The 15,155-nt window shown below is 43.2% G+C and carries 15 protein-coding genes, 20 tRNA genes and 1 rRNA gene; 5 read left to right on the top strand and 31 right to left on the bottom strand.

Annotated elements, in window-relative coordinates; translation table 11 throughout:
• Positions 1 to 73 precede the first annotated feature (73 nt).
• Positions 74 to 577 carry a DUF3231 family protein gene (locus P5G49_RS10040; protein WP_301243557.1) on the top strand — a complete coding sequence of 168 codons (504 nt, stop codon included), beginning with the start codon at positions 74 to 76 and terminating at the stop codon, positions 575 to 577.
• Between the two features lie 50 nt (positions 578 to 627).
• Here P5G49_RS10040 and P5G49_RS10035 read toward each other — a convergent pair whose 3' ends face one another.
• The 5 genes from P5G49_RS10035 to P5G49_RS10015 form a co-directional block, all read right to left on the bottom strand.
• Positions 628 to 1,419 carry an alpha/beta hydrolase family protein gene (locus P5G49_RS10035; RefSeq protein WP_301243556.1) on the bottom strand — a complete coding sequence of 264 codons (792 nt, stop codon included), beginning with the start codon at positions 1,417 to 1,419 and terminating at the stop codon, positions 628 to 630.
• Positions 1,409 to 1,789 carry an NUDIX hydrolase gene (locus P5G49_RS10030; RefSeq protein WP_301243555.1) on the bottom strand — a complete coding sequence of 127 codons (381 nt, stop codon included), beginning with the start codon at positions 1,787 to 1,789 and terminating at the stop codon, positions 1,409 to 1,411. The genes P5G49_RS10035 and P5G49_RS10030 overlap by 11 nt, the downstream gene beginning before the upstream one ends.
• A gap of 104 nt (positions 1,790 to 1,893) precedes the next feature.
• Complete coding sequence (locus tag P5G49_RS10025; RefSeq protein WP_301243554.1) at positions 1,894 to 2,256, bottom strand: transposase; 363 nt, start codon at positions 2,254 to 2,256, stop codon at positions 1,894 to 1,896.
• A 114-nt stretch (positions 2,257 to 2,370) separates the two neighbouring features.
• Positions 2,371 to 2,556, bottom strand: coding sequence for a putative motility protein (locus P5G49_RS10020; protein WP_301243553.1), 186 nt, complete (start codon positions 2,554 to 2,556; stop codon positions 2,371 to 2,373).
• 62 nt (positions 2,557 to 2,618) lie between these two features.
• Positions 2,619 to 3,068: a Dps family protein gene (locus P5G49_RS10015; protein ID WP_301243552.1), complete on the bottom strand. Its 450-nt coding sequence runs from the start codon at positions 3,066 to 3,068 to the stop codon at positions 2,619 to 2,621.
• A 93-nt stretch (positions 3,069 to 3,161) separates the two neighbouring features.
• On the opposite strand from P5G49_RS10015, the gene yidD reads away from it, so the two are divergent.
• On the top strand, positions 3,162 to 3,386 hold the full coding sequence (gene yidD, locus P5G49_RS10010; RefSeq protein ID WP_301243551.1) for a membrane protein insertion efficiency factor YidD: 225 nt from the start codon (positions 3,162 to 3,164) through the stop codon (positions 3,384 to 3,386).
• Between the two features lie 128 nt (positions 3,387 to 3,514).
• On the top strand, positions 3,515 to 4,474 hold the full coding sequence (locus tag P5G49_RS10005; RefSeq protein WP_301243550.1) for a metal ABC transporter solute-binding protein, Zn/Mn family: 960 nt from the start codon (positions 3,515 to 3,517) through the stop codon (positions 4,472 to 4,474).
• A gap of 54 nt (positions 4,475 to 4,528) precedes the next feature.
• Here the strand turns inward: P5G49_RS10005 and P5G49_RS10000 are convergent, their stop codons facing one another.
• The 5 genes from P5G49_RS10000 to P5G49_RS09980 all read right to left on the bottom strand — a co-directional run bounded on the left by P5G49_RS10000 (position 4,529) and on the right by P5G49_RS09980 (position 10,786).
• Entirely contained in the window at positions 4,529 to 5,974 is a 1,446-nt protein-coding gene (locus tag P5G49_RS10000) for an o-succinylbenzoate--CoA ligase (RefSeq protein WP_301243548.1), read from the bottom strand.
• A gap of 69 nt (positions 5,975 to 6,043) precedes the next feature.
• A complete protein-coding gene (gene menB, locus P5G49_RS09995; RefSeq protein ID WP_301243546.1) occupies positions 6,044 to 6,862 on the bottom strand; it encodes a 1,4-dihydroxy-2-naphthoyl-CoA synthase in 819 nt (272 codons plus the stop codon).
• Positions 6,828 to 7,703, bottom strand: coding sequence for a 2-succinyl-6-hydroxy-2,4-cyclohexadiene-1-carboxylate synthase (gene menH, locus P5G49_RS09990; RefSeq protein ID WP_301243545.1), 876 nt, complete (start codon positions 7,701 to 7,703; stop codon positions 6,828 to 6,830). Before menH ends, menB begins: the two co-directional genes overlap by 35 nt.
• Positions 7,696 to 9,408, bottom strand: a complete 1,713-nt coding sequence (gene menD, locus P5G49_RS09985) for a 2-succinyl-5-enolpyruvyl-6-hydroxy-3-cyclohexene-1-carboxylic-acid synthase (protein WP_301243544.1) — start codon at positions 9,406 to 9,408, stop codon at positions 7,696 to 7,698. Before menD ends, menH begins: the two co-directional genes overlap by 8 nt.
• The gene (locus tag P5G49_RS09980; RefSeq protein ID WP_301243542.1) at positions 9,401 to 10,786 is read right to left on the bottom strand and encodes an isochorismate synthase; all 1,386 of its coding nucleotides are present in this window, start codon (positions 10,784 to 10,786) and stop codon (positions 9,401 to 9,403) included. Before P5G49_RS09980 ends, menD begins: the two co-directional genes overlap by 8 nt.
• A 154-nt stretch (positions 10,787 to 10,940) precedes the next feature.
• Between P5G49_RS09980 and P5G49_RS09975 the strand changes: the two genes are divergently transcribed.
• The gene (locus P5G49_RS09975) at positions 10,941 to 11,888 is read left to right on the top strand and encodes a 1,4-dihydroxy-2-naphthoate polyprenyltransferase (RefSeq protein WP_435877205.1); all 948 of its coding nucleotides are present in this window, start codon (positions 10,941 to 10,943) and stop codon (positions 11,886 to 11,888) included.
• A gap of 193 nt (positions 11,889 to 12,081) precedes the next feature.
• On the top strand, positions 12,082 to 12,816 hold the full coding sequence (locus P5G49_RS09970; protein ID WP_301243538.1) for a TraR/DksA C4-type zinc finger protein: 735 nt from the start codon (positions 12,082 to 12,084) through the stop codon (positions 12,814 to 12,816).
• A 45-nt stretch (positions 12,817 to 12,861) separates the two neighbouring features.
• Here the strand turns inward: P5G49_RS09970 and P5G49_RS09965 are convergent.
• The 21 genes from P5G49_RS09965 to rrf form a co-directional block, all read right to left on the bottom strand.
• A tRNA-Glu gene (locus tag P5G49_RS09965) sits at positions 12,862 to 12,933 on the bottom strand.
• 9 nt (positions 12,934 to 12,942) lie between these two features.
• Positions 12,943 to 13,033: transfer RNA gene (locus P5G49_RS09960), tRNA-Ser, on the bottom strand.
• A 9-nt stretch (positions 13,034 to 13,042) separates the two neighbouring features.
• Positions 13,043 to 13,117: transfer RNA gene (locus P5G49_RS09955), tRNA-Asn, on the bottom strand.
• Positions 13,118 to 13,120: 3 nt separating this feature from the next.
• Positions 13,121 to 13,197: transfer RNA gene (locus P5G49_RS09950), tRNA-Ile, on the bottom strand.
• Position 13,198: 1 nt separating this feature from the next.
• Positions 13,199 to 13,272: transfer RNA gene (locus P5G49_RS09945), tRNA-Gly, on the bottom strand.
• Between the two features lie 5 nt (positions 13,273 to 13,277).
• A tRNA-Phe gene (locus P5G49_RS09940) sits at positions 13,278 to 13,353 on the bottom strand.
• Between the two features lie 50 nt (positions 13,354 to 13,403).
• A tRNA-Asp gene (locus P5G49_RS09935) sits at positions 13,404 to 13,479 on the bottom strand.
• Between the two features lie 3 nt (positions 13,480 to 13,482).
• A tRNA-Met gene (locus tag P5G49_RS09930) sits at positions 13,483 to 13,557 on the bottom strand.
• Between the two features lie 75 nt (positions 13,558 to 13,632).
• Positions 13,633 to 13,725: transfer RNA gene (locus tag P5G49_RS09925), tRNA-Ser, on the bottom strand.
• Between the two features lie 19 nt (positions 13,726 to 13,744).
• Positions 13,745 to 13,821: transfer RNA gene (locus P5G49_RS09920), tRNA-Ile, on the bottom strand.
• 7 nt (positions 13,822 to 13,828) lie between these two features.
• Positions 13,829 to 13,902 (bottom strand) — tRNA-Met (locus tag P5G49_RS09915).
• Between the two features lie 21 nt (positions 13,903 to 13,923).
• Positions 13,924 to 13,999 (bottom strand) — tRNA-Ala (locus tag P5G49_RS09910).
• A 10-nt stretch (positions 14,000 to 14,009) separates the two neighbouring features.
• Positions 14,010 to 14,086, bottom strand: a tRNA-Pro gene (locus tag P5G49_RS09905).
• A gap of 5 nt (positions 14,087 to 14,091) precedes the next feature.
• Positions 14,092 to 14,165, bottom strand: a tRNA-Arg gene (locus P5G49_RS09900).
• Between the two features lie 25 nt (positions 14,166 to 14,190).
• Positions 14,191 to 14,279: transfer RNA gene (locus P5G49_RS09895), tRNA-Leu, on the bottom strand.
• A gap of 9 nt (positions 14,280 to 14,288) precedes the next feature.
• A tRNA-Gly gene (locus tag P5G49_RS09890) sits at positions 14,289 to 14,363 on the bottom strand.
• Positions 14,364 to 14,371: 8 nt separating this feature from the next.
• Positions 14,372 to 14,453: transfer RNA gene (locus P5G49_RS09885), tRNA-Leu, on the bottom strand.
• Positions 14,454 to 14,483: 30 nt separating this feature from the next.
• Positions 14,484 to 14,559: transfer RNA gene (locus P5G49_RS09880), tRNA-Lys, on the bottom strand.
• A 6-nt stretch (positions 14,560 to 14,565) separates the two neighbouring features.
• Positions 14,566 to 14,641, bottom strand: a tRNA-Thr gene (locus P5G49_RS09875).
• 22 nt (positions 14,642 to 14,663) lie between these two features.
• Positions 14,664 to 14,739: transfer RNA gene (locus P5G49_RS09870), tRNA-Val, on the bottom strand.
• Between the two features lie 55 nt (positions 14,740 to 14,794).
• A 5S ribosomal RNA gene (rrf, locus tag P5G49_RS09865) occupies positions 14,795 to 14,910 on the bottom strand.
• Positions 14,911 to 15,155 lie beyond the last annotated feature (245 nt).

Genomic DNA, 15,155 nt, shown 5'->3' with positions numbered 1-15,155 from the left:
GAAAGCGATTCATTCACATACTAAATAATGATCCATGATTTAATGGAAAACAAGATGAAATGAGGGAAGAAAAATGGGCATTTTAAGCGGAAATCCAAAAGATGAGCCAATGCATTATGGCGAGGTAATTGGTTGCTGGGCATATTCAGGAGCAAATAAAGGATTGATCAGTGGTTATGAGGCATTCATCAACCATGCCGGCGATGAGGATTTGATTGAATTATTAAAGGAAGCCGTCGAAATGATGAAAGCCGAGAATAAAACTGTGGACAAGTTGTTAAAGGATAATGGAGTAACTCCTCCTCCTGCATTGCCTGAACGTGCTAAGGCGAATGCAGAGGAAATTCCTCCAGGTGCGCGCTTTATGGATCCTGAAATAAGTGGAGCCGTCTCCATTAACGTAGGGCAAGGACTTGTTTCCTGTAGCCAGGTTCTTGGTCAATGCTTACGTGAAGATATCGCTATGATGTTCGCCAAATTCCATGCCGACCGCATGATGTTCGGCGCAAAATTATTGGAACTCAATAAAGCAAAGGGATGGATTATCCCTCCTCCCCTCCATTTACAATCCAAATAACAAGGAAAAAGCAGCTGAAATAAACTTTCAGCTGCTTTCATTTATTTATTCTAATTTCCTTGTTCCTTCATCCAGTTGCATAAATCACGTACGATTTGTGCATTATGCTGTGCAGGGAAATAATGTGTATACTCGGGAAAATACCAAGTTTTATACGCTTTATTATGTTCTCTTAATGCATTTTCCAATAATATAGCCTGTTCGAATGAAACATTATCATCCTTCATTCCATGAATGATTAATACTGGAGCAGTTATTTCATCTACTCTGAACAATGCAGTACGCTCACGATACGCATCTGGCATGCTATTTGGAGTGCCACCGATGACCCTCTTCATCATCCGACGCATATCTTTTCGTTCGTTGTATGTAAATACGACATCTGAAACTCCAGCCCATGTAACGACAGATGTAATATCCTCTCTTAAGATGGCTGTCCATAACGCCATAATTCCGCCCCGGGAAAAGGCATAGAGATGAATTCTTTCATTTTTTACACGGGTGCTTTGCTTTAACACGTCAACGGCATTTACCGCGTCTTGTCTGTCGTCTCCAGCAAATTCATCGCGCCCTTCCCCACCCCTGTTACCACGATAGTAGGGTGCAAACACAACAAATCCTTGAGAAGCGAACTGTGCAATTCGGGAGGGCCTGACCATTCCAACATGTTGAATTCCGCCTCGTAAATAAATGATCCCTTCATATAGCCCTTCCACAACCGGTTCAGCAAGCAAACCTTTCACTTTGAAACCGTCAGACCAATACGTAATTTCTTCAAGGCGGACGTTGGGATTCGGAGAAGGATAATCTCTTCTATGTAAGATAGCTCCGTTACTGTACATACGTTTCCACCCACTTACGAATTTCTGCCATACCGGCATCTTTCATATGAAAACTTAGCTCCTTACAATCATCTAATTCCTCGTCGGTCATCCATAATGCGCCTTCTGTTTCAAACAATGTTGGATCTTCATCGATCATCGCTACTTTTCCGGTAAAAACCGCTTTACAAAACGTCACATTGCTCATAACGACGTATTCAGCAAACTTCACTAAATCGGTAATCGTAACACCTGTCTCTTCAATTGTTTCCCGGATTGCCGCCTCTTCGATAGACTCATCTTCTTCCGCTTTGCCGCCCGGGAATTCTATACCACGGATTGAATGGCGGGTTAGCAGCCATTTACCATTATGTTTTAATACAACGAGCACATGTCGAGCTTCCATGCCAAAGCGGTTTTCTCCGAAAGTCAGCTCAACATGCGCGCCTTGTAAGTCCTTAAATGTAGTAGTTATATGACTTCACGTCCTTTCAGTCAACTGGATGGGTGGACGGGGGCTGATGTAATTCTTGGATTGCCCTTTGTAAAGTAAGGCAATCTCTCTATGAACTTCTTCGTCTCATCATCCGTAAATTCGTGGATTAATGCATATAATTTCATCGTTCGTAGATCAATACCATGGTTATCCCGATCATAATGATACTGTAAAAATGGCCGCGAATGGCCTCTGAGGAAATTACTGAACTCCAAACGATCAATTTGTGTAAACAATTGATTAAAAACAGGGAGAAACTCTCTACTCATTTCTACTTCATATTCCCAAGGCGAATCATGTTTATGCGAATAGATTTGTTGGTTGGCAATTGAAACATACATCCTTACTTTATTATTGTCCATGTGAATGTCCCATCCTTTTTTTTATTAGTATGGGTCACTCCTGCCAAACAATGCATGTGAATGAAAACAAAGCACGAACTCCCATAAATTTAATAGGAGCCCGTGCTCGATCAATTATGCCTTCACATCGATGGACATCCCTTTATGAGGATGCGGGGCAGCAGAAGGTTGATCCTGCATACTTTGAAGCATATCTGTCACTGCCGCGGTGTTAATGGATAACGCTTTGTTCATGACGCTCAATTGAACAGTCGATTGTAGACTTCTCAATTGGCTTGCCATGATAGAATTCATGTTCATTGCCCATTCCTCCTTACATATTACTTTATCGGAGAAATAGTCGATAATTCAAGGCATTCCAATCATTTATTAGACTCACCAAGGAATGCATTCAACATCCATTGATGTTTTTCAATACTTTGGTAAGTGGCATTTAATACGTCCTCTGTCATATCATCGCCATCTTTTGCAGCAATGTCCATACCTTTTTTAAGTGATTTCATGATTTTTCCAAAGTCATCAGCAATCGTTTTCACCATGTCTTCAGCTTTTTCTTTACCCGTTGCCTCTTTAACTACAGACAGCTCCAAGTGTTCTTTCAATGTAGCTGTCGGTTGTCCTCCAAGTGTCAGCATCCGTTCTGCAATCTCATCCATATGAAGTGTCGCTTCATTATATAGTTCCTCGAATTTTTCATGAAGTGTAAAAAACTCTTTACCTTTTACATACCAATGATAATTATGCAATTTTGCATACATTACTGACCATGTCGACACTTGTACATTAAGTTCCTCCATCAATTCTTTAGACATTCAAAAACCTCTTTTCATTTATAATGCTTCTCCCTGTTAATTTACCACGAGAAGAAATAAACTAAACATATATGCAAATAAGGAGTCTTTAGAATGAAAACTATTTTAATCGGACTTATAAAACTTTATCAAAAAATAATCTCTCCACTAACTCCACCATCTTGCCGCTTTTATCCGACTTGTTCCCATTATGGCGTTGAAGCAATCCAAAAGCATGGTGCATTAAAGGGTTCATGGTTAGCGATACGCCGCATTTCAAAATGCCATCCATTCCATGAAGGTGGATTTGACCCAGTGCCTGAGAAGATTAAAAAGTAGATGACAAATCAGAATTGCCGGCGTTTGCCGGTTTTTTATTTGTTCTTGCTAAAATCCTATTCTTCTTGTATTATAAGAAAGTAATCTAAATCGTAACCATTACTATTAATGATGGAGGAAGTTTTACTATGAATAAAAAATTACTAGTTCCGATAATGCTCATTCTTACATTACTAGTGAGCGCCTGCGGGAACGAGGATAAAGGTACGGTCGAACTGAATAGCGAAAACAAACTATCTGTATACACCTCTGTTTATCCCCTACAATACTTCACGGAGCGAATTGGTGGAGATTTTGTGGATGTCCATTCCATTTACCCTGTCGGAGCAGATGAACATTCATTCGACCCAACACAAAAAGATATGATCACTCTCTCTGATTCGGATTTGTTCTTTTACATTGGACTTGGTTTGGAAGGATTCGTTGATAACGCCAAAAGGACATTGAAGGGCGGGCATGTTGAATTGGTTGCGACCGGCGATGCCATTTCAGAGGATCAATTAAAAGAAGGTCAACATGACGAAGAGGAAGAACATGGACATGAGGAACATGATCATGGACAATTAGATCCCCATGTCTGGATTTCACCTCTATTAAGCATCGAATTGGCAGCATCGATTAAAGATGCGCTTATCGCAAAAATGCCTGCACAAGAAGAAACATTTGAAAAGAATTTCAGTTTACTGGAAGATGATTTAATGGAACTTGATAAACGGTTCAGAGAAATGGCCTCCAAAGCGGAAACTAAAACCTTTTTTGTCTCCCATGCTGCATTTGGCTATATCGCCAACGAATATGGATTGACTCAGGTAGCGATAGCAGGGTTGAACTCACAAAGTGAGCCTTCGCAAAAACAACTAACACAAATTGTTGAGCAAGCTAAAAAAGAAAAAGTTAACTATATCCTGTTTGAGCAGAATATCTCATCTAAACTGACCGAAGTTGTCAGAAAGGAAATTGGAGCTGAATCCTTAACGCTCCATAATTTAAGTGTTCTCACACAAGATGATATAAAAAACAATGAGACTTACTTCACACTAATGGAACGTAACTTACGCGTTCTTGAACAGGCTCTTTCTGCAAAATAAATAATAAATGCCACCATTGCTCTTAATGGTGGCATTTTTTTATTTCAAAGAATTTCATTTCAAAGCAGCCCATTCTTTTAATTCACGTCGCAATAATTTATTGGAGGCATTGCGGGGTAACTGATCCACAAAGTAAAACGCTTTAGGAACCTTATAGCGCGCAAGCAATTGTTGACAGTGAACCTCCAAATCTTCTTCAGTCACCTCACCGCTTACAACAATAAAAGCTACGGGCACACTTCCCCATTCGGGATGGGCTTTCCCACAAACGCCCGCTTCCGTAACATTCGGATGACTTAACAATACATTTTCCACTTCAGCTGGATAAATATTTTCTCCACCTGAAATGATTAAGTCCGACCGCCTATCTACGATGAACAAATACCCTTCCTGATCAAAATAACCGATATCGCCCGTCGGCAACCAGCCGTCCTCTAAGGGATCCCTCTCTGCGGCGTGTCCAATATAACCAGGCGTAACATGGGGACCAGCGATTAATACTTCGCCGAATTCTCCCGCTTTCTCAGTATCCCTGATTTTAATTTGATTAAAAAAGAGCGGCTTGCCCGCAGATCCGGATTTTCGCAATGCATCTTCAGCGGAAAGCGTAGCTGTCTGTGAACTCGTCTCAGTCATTCCATACGTTTGCAGTACAGGAAGCTTGCAATCTTCAGCTCTTCGAAGGTAATTGTCTGGAACAGGTCCTCCGCCTGCTAACATCGTACGAAAGTTGGGGTGTGCAACATTTCCCGTTTTTTCGAATTCGTCAAGGATGCGCTGTAAGCTGGTCCCGACTACCGACATTCTTGTTACCGAACCCTTTCTAAGCTCGTCTACTACAGACTCTGTATCAAACTTGTTGTAGAGCCTCACTTCCATTCCGTAAATGACCGATCTTACAAGGATGGAAAAGCCGCTGATATGGAATAGAGGCATCGTACAAAGCCATCTATCATCATCCGTCAACCCTAAATTCAGCACAGATGAGAGCGCGCTCGATGTATGGTTACCTGCGGTTTGTCGGACACCTTTTGGAAAACCCGTTGTGCCCGATGTATACATAATCGTTATCGTTCTTGAAGCATCCCACATTTCGGAAACGGATAGATCCCGTTGCTCACTTGACTGAAGAGAAGAAAATGTAATCATTGGAACATCTTTTATCCCGATTTGATGAAAAAGCTCGTCTTCGACAATTAACCTAAAAGCATTTGAGTCATCAAGTTGCCATAAAATTTCTTTCGCTGACAATCTGCTATTAAGCATGACAATTTCTAATCCAGCTAGTAAGCAGCCGTGTATAACAAAGACCATGTCGGGGGTGGATGGTCCTAATAAGGCGATTCGATCACCTTCAACCAACCCGTTCATCCTTAATTTCCTTGCTATTAAAACAGCCTCCTCTTTCAGTTGCAGGAAGGTCCATTGCCTATCTTCGAATGAAAGTGCTGTTCGATTGGGTGTTAGTGAAGACCTTTTCAATAACCAATTTGGAATCAATTCATTTCACCTCAATAAAAAAACTGCCCTTTCAAAGGCAGCTTAAAATTTTTCTCGTAGATCCGCGGATCAAGGGAATCTTGGGAATTGACCAAAGTCAGGTTTACGCTTCTCTTTGAATGCGTCTCTTCCTTCTTTTGCTTCCTCGGTTGTATAGTATAGCAATGTAGCATCCCCTGCCATTTGTTGAAGACCAGCAAGGCCATCCGTATCTGCATTCATTGCTGCTTTGATGAAACGAAGTGCAGTCGGGCTCATTGCAAGCATTTCCTCACACCATTGAACTGTTTCATCTTCCAGTTGCTCATAAGGAACAACCGTGTTAACAAGGCCCATGTCCAGTGCTTGTTGAGCATCGTATTGACGGCATAGGAACCAGATTTCCCTTGCTTTCTTATGTCCGATGATTCGAGCAAGATAACCTGAGCCATATCCAGCATCGAACGAACCAACTTTCGGTCCAGTTTGTCCAAAGCGGGCGTTGTCAGCAGCAATCGTTATATCACATACGACGTGTAAGACATGTCCGCCGCCGATTGCATATCCTGCTACCATTGCGACGACCGGCTTAGGAATGACACGGATAAGTCTTTGTAAATCCAATACATTCAAACGTGGGATTTCGTCGTCTCCAACGTATCCTCCGTGTCCTCTGACGGATTGGTCTCCACCTGAACAGAAGGCCTTCTCCCCTTCACCTGTTAAAATAATAACTCCGATGCTTGCATCGTCACGAGCGCGTGAAAAAGCATCAATCAATTCCATCACAGTTTTCGGGCGGAATGCATTACGCACTTCTGGACGGTTAATCGTAACTTTTGCTATACCGTTATACTTCTCGTATTTAATGTCTTCATATGTACGGATTGTTTCCCATTGACGTGTCATTTTCTTCCTCCTTCGATTCGTGTATATCTTGAACATACTCCTTAATCATTGTAGCAAAGAAGTGTGGATTTTCCACGTGAATTGCATGTCCCACAGCAGAAACGCTAAAATGTCGACAAATCGGGACAAGTTTTTTCATTTCCCGGGCAATCCCGACAAATTTCGTGTCAAGTTCTCCAGTTATAAGATAGACTGGTTTTTTAATTGTCCCAAGGTCATCCCAATACGATTGCTGACTTCCTGTCCCAATCCCTAAGAGACTATTCGCAAGTCCTTTTTCGCTTTGCTGCAGTCGCTCAGTTCTGAGACTATCACGCTTCTTTTCTGGAAGGCTTTTTTGTGAGTCGAATAAAGGGATGCTCTCCCATTTGTCGACAAAAGATGTTATGCCATTCTCTATAATTTTCTTTGCAAGCAATGCATCTGCATGTTTACGTTTTTCTCTTTCTGTCTCTTCCTTCAATCCCGGTGATGCACTTTCAAGAATTAGAGAACGCACGCGTTCAGGATAGTGTATCGTGTACGCTAAGGCAATTCGCCCGCCCATTGAGTAGCCTACCAAATAAAAAGAGTGGATTGAGAGCCTTTCGATTACCGTGTTCAAGTCTTCAATCTGTTCCTCCATGGCATATCGCTCCGGGTTTTCAGGTATGGTCGTTTTACCGTGGCCAGTCATATCGATAGCAATGGTTCTGTAACTTCCTTTTAATTGATCGCGAACTTCCCGCCACGTTGCCGTGGATCCCGTAAAACCATGTAGAAAAATGATTGTTGGAAGATGCGGCTCCCCTTCCATTTCAACATGGATGGAGAGTCCACGAATTTGAATGAAATCATTCATTTCCATCAAGCCTTTCAACTAAATCGGCCCAGTATGCGCGATGAGCTTTTACATTAACTGGTCTGCTTGTAAATACTTCAATGATTCGCACTAACTTTGTTTTTTCCTTTTGAAACTCTTCTATGAACGCTTCGACCGAATATACTGCGGCATACTGAGTGTCGTACATTGCACCAATATGCTCAAAGGTCAATCCGGTCGGTGTTCCGAATAATTCTTCAAAATGGTTCGAAACTGTTGACTGTGGGAGATACGAGAATATCCCGCCTCCATCATTATTCAATAGGATGATTGTCAAACTCATTTCATGGAATCTTGATACGATTAATCCATTAACGTCATGTAAGAAAGATAGGTCCCCGATCAGTAGATAGGTTGGCCTTTTCCGGGCCGCTTGCAGACCAAATGCTGTTGAAACGACACCATCAATCCCGTTTGTTCCTCTGTTTGAAAATATCGCAATATCCTTATCCGTTTTACTGAAGAACGTGTCGACATCACGAATCGGCATACTGCTTCCGCAGAATAAATCGCTGCCACCAGGAATCATTTCGAATAAGGTCTTAACAATAATTCCTTCATCTCCCGGTAACCCCTCATATTGATGTGTAGCTTTTTCTGCAAGGTCATTTGCCGCTGCCCACATTGCAGTATAGGCTTTAGATACACCTTGACTATGAATATCAAATACAGATTCCGGAGAAGCTTGTAAATGATGTGTGACCACTCCAAGCGAATCCCGGAATTCAGGCGATTCATCCACAGCAATGAACACTTTTGGACGAACTTTTTTCAGGAATAATGATAATGGTTTCGAGACAGGTTGCGCACCAAATCGGATAACAGTATCCGGAACAGCACCTTCTGCAAACTTCTCACTTTTCAATAGTGCGTCATAATGGGCAATGCATAGACCACTGTTTTCTTCCGATACTTCAGCTCGTAAATTTGATAATGGATCGCATAGTACCGGCCATTGCAATTTCTGAGCAAATTCCCAGAACCGGTTTTTATCAAATCCAACTGGGAGTTCCCCAGCAATAATTAGTCCATTCCTTGTGTTTTCGAAGATTGTTTGGAACGTATCCTTCTGTTCGGTCGAGAGTTCAATCTCCCCAGAAATTCTTTCAATAAAAGTCGACTGCGGTGCCTTCATTTCAAAATCGATCAGTAAAGGTTCCCGAAGTGGAATGTTCAAATGGATTGGTCCTGATGGTTTCGTCATAGCGATGGAAACCGCACGATTGACATGCCGTTCCAGGAACCAGTCAAGTTCCTCGTTCTCTTCCGCCAATGGTAAATCCACACTAAACTTTACATGCTTCCCATACATATTCAATTGGTCAATCGCTTGCGGAGCCCCCACACCACGTAATTCATGGGGACGGTCAGCAGTTAGAACGATCAGTGGTACGCGTGCATAAAACGCTTCTGTGATTGCAGGATGATAATTGGATGCCGCTGTTCCAGACGTGCATAAAAGTGCAACCGGGTTCCCCGTAGCCTTTGCAAGGCCTAAAGCGAAATAGCCAGCCGACCTTTCATCGACCTGCATATATGTCTGTAGTTCTTCTGAAGCTGCAAAGGCATATGCAAGTGGAGTGGAACGGGAACCTGGGCTAATAACTGCTGCCTTCACTCCGGCTTTCAATAATGTATCTGTCATTCGTAAAACATGATTCGTTAACACTTTCCGATCATCCATTCAGCTTTCCTCCAAGCGCCCTTAAAACTGGTCTAAACTTCACCCACGTCTCGTCATATTCCTGCTCAGGATTGGAATCTGCAACGATTCCCCCTCCCGCGTACAAATAGGCTCGATCTCCTTTTATCAATGAAGACCGAATGGCTACTGCAAATTCCCCATTGCCGGCAGCATCTGTCCAACCGATTGGAGCGGCATAATACCCCCGATCCATACCTTCTTCTTTCCCAATAATAGTTAATGCAACATCCGTTGGAACCCCACCAAGAGCAGGTGTTGGATGTAATGCTTCAACAAAAGTAAAAATATCAACTTCCTGTCCAAGCATCCCTTCAACAGGTGTATACAAATGCTGTATATCCCTGATTTTCATCAATTTCGGTGTTTTAGGAATACGTACCTCATTGCAGTAGTTTTCAAATATACTGGAAATCATGCCGACAACATACTGATGTTCTTCACGATTTTTTCGATCGCCTAAAAGTTCTTCTCCAAGTTCCCGATCCTCGACCGCCGTTTTTCCACGTCTAATTGAACCGGCCACACATGCAGAATAAGCTTTGCCATCCTGGATTTGTATCAAACGCTCTGGTGTTGCACCAAAGAAGAGTGAATCCCCTTTTTGAAGCCCGAAATGGTAGCTCTCTTGCTGTTCATTAGATATCGAATGCAATACGGAAACATCAATTATTTCATGCTCAAATTGAAGCTCTAAAGCACGTGCAATTACAACTTTATCTGCTTTGCCATTTCTTATCGATTTAGTTACATTTTCCACTGCATCAATGTATTGTTCTTTGTTTCGCTCATTCGTCGATAAAATTGCATTCGAGTCCGCAAAATCGAACTCCTCAACTTGCGCAAGATGGATTAGGTAATCCCTTTCCTCACGCAACCTATCAAAGTCCTCAGCCGCCTCTTTGTTGTCCGTAATCATATTAATGGAAATCAGTGTTTTACCGTCCTCAATTTTCATCTGAAAAGAAGGAACGACAAAATAAGCCGATGGATACTCATCCCATTCAGAATTCCCTCGGTTTTCTTCATCAAAGGAAAATCCTCCAAATAGAATCGGATCAACATCCTTTTCCTCTTTTATCAACGCGGAACATAATTGCTTCCACTTTTCCGATATATCCATAAACCGATTAGCTATTTTGTCATTCGACAATGTATAAGCATGTCCAATCCCAACAAGAGTCAATGTTTTCTCTGAGTTCTGCCAATAGAAGCGTTCGTTCTTATAAAGGGACGCACCCGCTTCAAAAAATGACAATGCAGATAACCGTCCCACTTCGACAGTCTCCGTGAAAAATCGTGTAGCGGGAGATATCGTCACTTCCTTTATAGTTCGCGCATCTGTTATTTTATGACTCATCATATTCTCTCCTTCATGTTCAATCAAACTGCCGACCAATTCCGATACCCTTTATATATGAAGAATAAATCTCTTACTTCCATTATACCGAAATTACACCATCCACGCATAGATAATGCAATGGGGATACCTCTTTCACGAATTTTGGAGTACAATGGATAACGGAAACACAAGGATAGGAGAGAATAAAGTGCAACATACTATTAAAGCTGATACTGGATGGCGTATTTGGTGGCAACTCACTCGGCCGCACACATTAACTGCTGCATTCGCCCCGGTATTCCTTGGGACAATGATAGCCCTGACTTACGGAAAACTCCATTTCCCGTTATTTTTCGCAATGCTTATTGCAAGCCTTCTGATTCAAATGGCAACAAATATGTTCAATGAGTATTATGATTTCAAACGTGGGTTGGACACTGAACATTCCATCGGTATCGGAGGAACGATTGTCCGTAATGGCGTAAAGCCTAAAACCGTTTTATACATTGCCCTAACCCTTTATGCAATATCCGTTTTAATCGGTATTTATATTTGTGTGGAAACTTCTTGGGGCCTTGCCGTCGTTGGAGCCATTTCCATGCTGATTGGCTATCTATACACCGGCGGCCCTCTTCCGATCGCCTACACGCCTTTTGGTGAACTTGTATCAGGCGTTGTCATGGGGATGCTACTTATCCTGATTGCCTTTTATATTCAGACAGATACTGTGACGACAGATGCTATACTTATATCTATACCAAGCATGCTTCTTGTCGCTGCAATTATGATGTCCAATAATATCCGTGACCTTGAAGGTGATAAGGAAGGCGGAAGAAAAACGTTGGCGATCCTTGTCGGAAGAAAACACGCCATCACAATTCTTACATTATTTTTTATCGTTTCTTACATTTGGATAATCGCACTCATTAGTACCGGGCATCTTACACCATGGGCACTTCTTGTTTTACTTAGTGTCAAGAAACCCATTGATGCAATAACCACGTTCAGAAAGTATATTGTCCCATTACAGGTCATGCCTGCCATGAAAAACACTGCAGTGACAAATACACTCTTCGGTCTATTGCTTGGAATCGGCATCTTAATTGGCCATCTTCTTTAAAAACAAAACCAGGTAAGGGGATTTTCCCCTTACCTGGTTTTCATTATGTAAATATATGTAAACGAGCGGTTTTGAAAGAAGAGGTTTAAAAAATCATACATAACGGGAATTGAGTAAGAAGCAAATTTAAATTGCTATGAAGATGCACGGCAATGTCCATACTACAGATAATACAAAAAAGGATGTGCTTAAGATGTTATCCGATCAACAAAAAAACGTTATCAAACAGGAATTATTTGAACTGAAATCACAGTTTTCAAAAACGGAACGAGAGACCGATATCAGAAATTCAGAAAGAGATGCCGTTGGAGAATTATCAACATACGACAATCATCCTGGTGATTTAGGAACAGAGCTTTTTGAACGTCAAAAAGATATGGCCTTGAATGTACATGCTGGTGATGAAATCAGTAAAGTTGAAAATGCATTACAAGCCCTTTCAGATGGAACATACGGGTATTGCCAAGTTTGCGAACGAGAAATTCCTTTCGAACGACTTGAGGCACTTCCCTATACAACTTACTGTATTGAACATAGTCCCGATCAAGACATCCCTGAAGACAGACCTTCTGAGAAAGATATACTTATCATGGCTAATCCAAACACATTCTCTGATCGCAGAGATGGAATTTACAGGGACGGGCAGGATAGCTTTCAAGAAATAGCAAAATCGGGCACATCAGAAACACCATCCGATTTTATAGGAGATCATGATGACTATAATACTTTATATGCTGATGAAATACTTGATGGCGCGGCTGAAGAGGTGGAAGAGTTCATCAGTACAGATATCACTGGAGAAACACGCGGGTTTGTACGATCCGAAATTTCCGAGGAATATGAAGGAAGATTAGATGACGAGGGTATAGAGTCCCCACTTGGGGATATTCCATACCATCGAAAGGACAGCTACACCGGAGAAAAATAAAAGACAGCCACATCCATTTTAATGGATGTGGCTGTCTTTATGAAATGACCCCTACGGGATTCGAACCCGTGTTACCGCCGTGAAAGGGCGGTGTCTTAACCGCTTGACCAAGGGGCCATATAAATATGGCGGAGAAGGAGGGATTCGAACCCTCGCGCCGCTTTCGCGACCTACGCCCTTAGCAGGGGCGCCTCTTGAGCCACTTGAGTACTTCCCCGTATAAAATTGGCTCCGCAGGTAGGACTCGAACCTACGACCGATCGGTTAACAGCCGATTGCTCTACCACTGAGCTACTGCGGAAAATGGTGGGCCTAAGTGGACTCGAACCACCGACCTCACGCTTATCAGGCGTGCGCTCTAACCAGCTGAGCTATAGGCCCATGGAGCGGGTGAAGGGAATCGAACCCTCATCATCAGCTTGGAAGGCTGAGGTTTTACCACTAAACTACACCCGCAAATATGGTGGCTCAGGACGGAATCGAACCGCCGACACAAGGATTTTCAGTCCTTTGCTCTACCGACTGAGCTACTGAGCCAAACATTCATCATAACTATTTCTCTCGTTTACTATGTATCTTAAAAGAAATGGCGGTCCCGACCGGGATCGAACCGGCGATCTCCTGCGTGACAGGCAGGCATGTTAACCGCTACACCACGGGACCATTTGGTTGCGGGGACAGGATTTGAACCTGCGACCTTCGGGTTATGAGCCCGACGAGCTACCACTGCTCCACCCCGCGATAATAATAGTTGTAACAACTTTAATGCTTTGTTTACTGCTTTTGTTTCCAGCCACTATGCTTGCTTTAAAATAATGGCGGAGGAAGAGGGATTCGAACCCCCGCGGGCTTTAACACCCCTGTCGGTTTTCAAGACCGATCCCTTCAGCCAGGCTTGGGTATTCCTCCGTGTATGCTATTCAAATAGTGGTGGACCTTGCAGGACTCGAACCTGCGACCGGACGGTTATGAGCCGTCTGCTCTAACCAACTGAGCTAAAGGTCCTCAAGGATGGCGGCAGAGGGGATCGAACCCCCGACCTTACGGGTATGAACCGTACGCTCTAGCCAGCTGAGCTACGCCGCCAGGAAAATTATTTCTATTATATGGTGGAGCCTAGCGGGATCGAACCGCTGACCTCCTGCGTGCAAGGCAGGCGCTCTCCCAGCTGAGCTAAGGCCCCATATAATAAGTGGTCGGGAAGACAGGATTCGAACCTGCGACCCCTTGGTCCCAAACCAAGTGCTCTACCAAGCTGAGCTACTTCCCGATAAACGCGCCCGACAGGAGTCGAACCCATAACCTTCTGATCCGTAGTCAGACGCTCTATCCAATTGAGCTACGGGCGCTTATTATGTTCACTTTAATAAGTTTTGGTGCCGAGAACCGGAATCGAACCGGTACGGTAGTCACCTACCGCAGGATTTTAAGTCCTGTGCGTCTGCCAGTTCCGCCACCCCGGCTTAAGTAAGTGGAGCGGAAGACGGGATTCGAACCCGCGACCCCGACCTTGGCAAGGTCGTATTCTACCACTGAACTACTTCCGCGTTGAAAGTGCGGGTGAAGGGAGTCGAACCCCCACGCCTTACGGCACTAGATCCTAAGTCTAGCGTGTCTGCCAGTTCCACCACACCCGCATATTGATTTTAAGACCGTAGTCAAGAAAATGGTGAGCCATGCAGGATTCGAACCTGCGACCCTCTGATTAAAAGTCAGATGCTCTACCGACTGAGCTAATGGCTCTAAAAATGGTGCCGGCGATAGGAGTCGAACCCACGACCTACTGATTACAAGTCAGTTGCTCTACCAACTGAGCTACACCGGCAAATCATTTATTGTAAGTTTTATGGTGGAGGATGACGGGTTCGAACCGCCGACCCCCTGCTTGTAAGGCAGGTGCTCTCCCAGCTGAGCTAATCCTCCATGTTATAAAGCTTGTACTTTTCTTGTACTTTTAAAGTATCAAGTAAATTTGGCTGCCTGGCGACGTCCTACTCTCACAGGGGGAAGCCCCCTACTACCATCGGCGCTGAAGAGCTTAACTTCCGTGTTCGGTATGGGAACGGGTGTGACCTCTTCGCCATCGTCACCAGACTAATTGTCTCTCACAAGGACAATACTTATTATACCAAGTCTGTCGATTTTTGCAAGCACTTTTTTAAACGATTTTCAAAAGTTTTTGCTGAACGATATTTGTTCGTTCAAAACCGGATAAAAGAGACATTGTTGCTACATCAAGTTCAAACGTACTTCATAACTTTAAGGTTAAGTCCTCGATCGATTAGTATCCGTCAGCTGCACGTGTCGCCACGCTTCCACCCCGGACCTATCCACCTCAT

Source organism: Sporosarcina highlanderae, assembly GCF_030433715.1.
Lineage (GTDB): Bacteria > Bacillota > Bacilli > Bacillales_A > Planococcaceae > Sporosarcina > Sporosarcina highlanderae.
This window is presented reverse-complemented; position numbering and strand designations above follow the sequence as displayed.

Bases quoted from the DNA above. Each gene is read 5' to 3' on its own strand.
- P5G49_RS10040 (WP_301243557.1), top strand. From the start codon at position 74: ATGGGCATTTTAAGCGGAAATCCAAAAGATGAGCCAATGCATTATGGC.
- P5G49_RS10035 (WP_301243556.1), bottom strand. From the start codon at position 1,419: ATGTACAGTAACGGAGCTATCTTACATAGAAGAGATTATCCTTCTCCG.
- P5G49_RS10025 (WP_301243554.1), bottom strand. From the start codon at position 2,256: ATGGACAATAATAAAGTAAGGATGTATGTTTCAATTGCCAACCAACAA.
- P5G49_RS10020 (WP_301243553.1), bottom strand. From the start codon at position 2,556: ATGAACATGAATTCTATCATGGCAAGCCAATTGAGAAGTCTACAATCG.
- P5G49_RS10015 (WP_301243552.1), bottom strand. From the start codon at position 3,068: ATGTCTAAAGAATTGATGGAGGAACTTAATGTACAAGTGTCGACATGG.
- yidD (WP_301243551.1), top strand. From the start codon at position 3,162: ATGAAAACTATTTTAATCGGACTTATAAAACTTTATCAAAAAATAATC.
- P5G49_RS10005 (WP_301243550.1), top strand. From the start codon at position 3,515: ATGAATAAAAAATTACTAGTTCCGATAATGCTCATTCTTACATTACTA.
- menB (WP_301243546.1), bottom strand. From the start codon at position 6,862: ATGACACGTCAATGGGAAACAATCCGTACATATGAAGACATTAAATAC.
- menH (WP_301243545.1), bottom strand. From the start codon at position 7,703: ATGAATGATTTCATTCAAATTCGTGGACTCTCCATCCATGTTGAAATG.
- menD (WP_301243544.1), bottom strand. From the start codon at position 9,408: ATGGATGATCGGAAAGTGTTAACGAATCATGTTTTACGAATGACAGAT.
- P5G49_RS09980 (WP_301243542.1), bottom strand. From the start codon at position 10,786: ATGAGTCATAAAATAACAGATGCGCGAACTATAAAGGAAGTGACGATA.
- P5G49_RS09975 (WP_435877205.1), top strand. From the start codon at position 10,941: ATGGATAACGGAAACACAAGGATAGGAGAGAATAAAGTGCAACATACT.
- P5G49_RS09970 (WP_301243538.1), top strand. From the start codon at position 12,082: ATGTTATCCGATCAACAAAAAAACGTTATCAAACAGGAATTATTTGAA.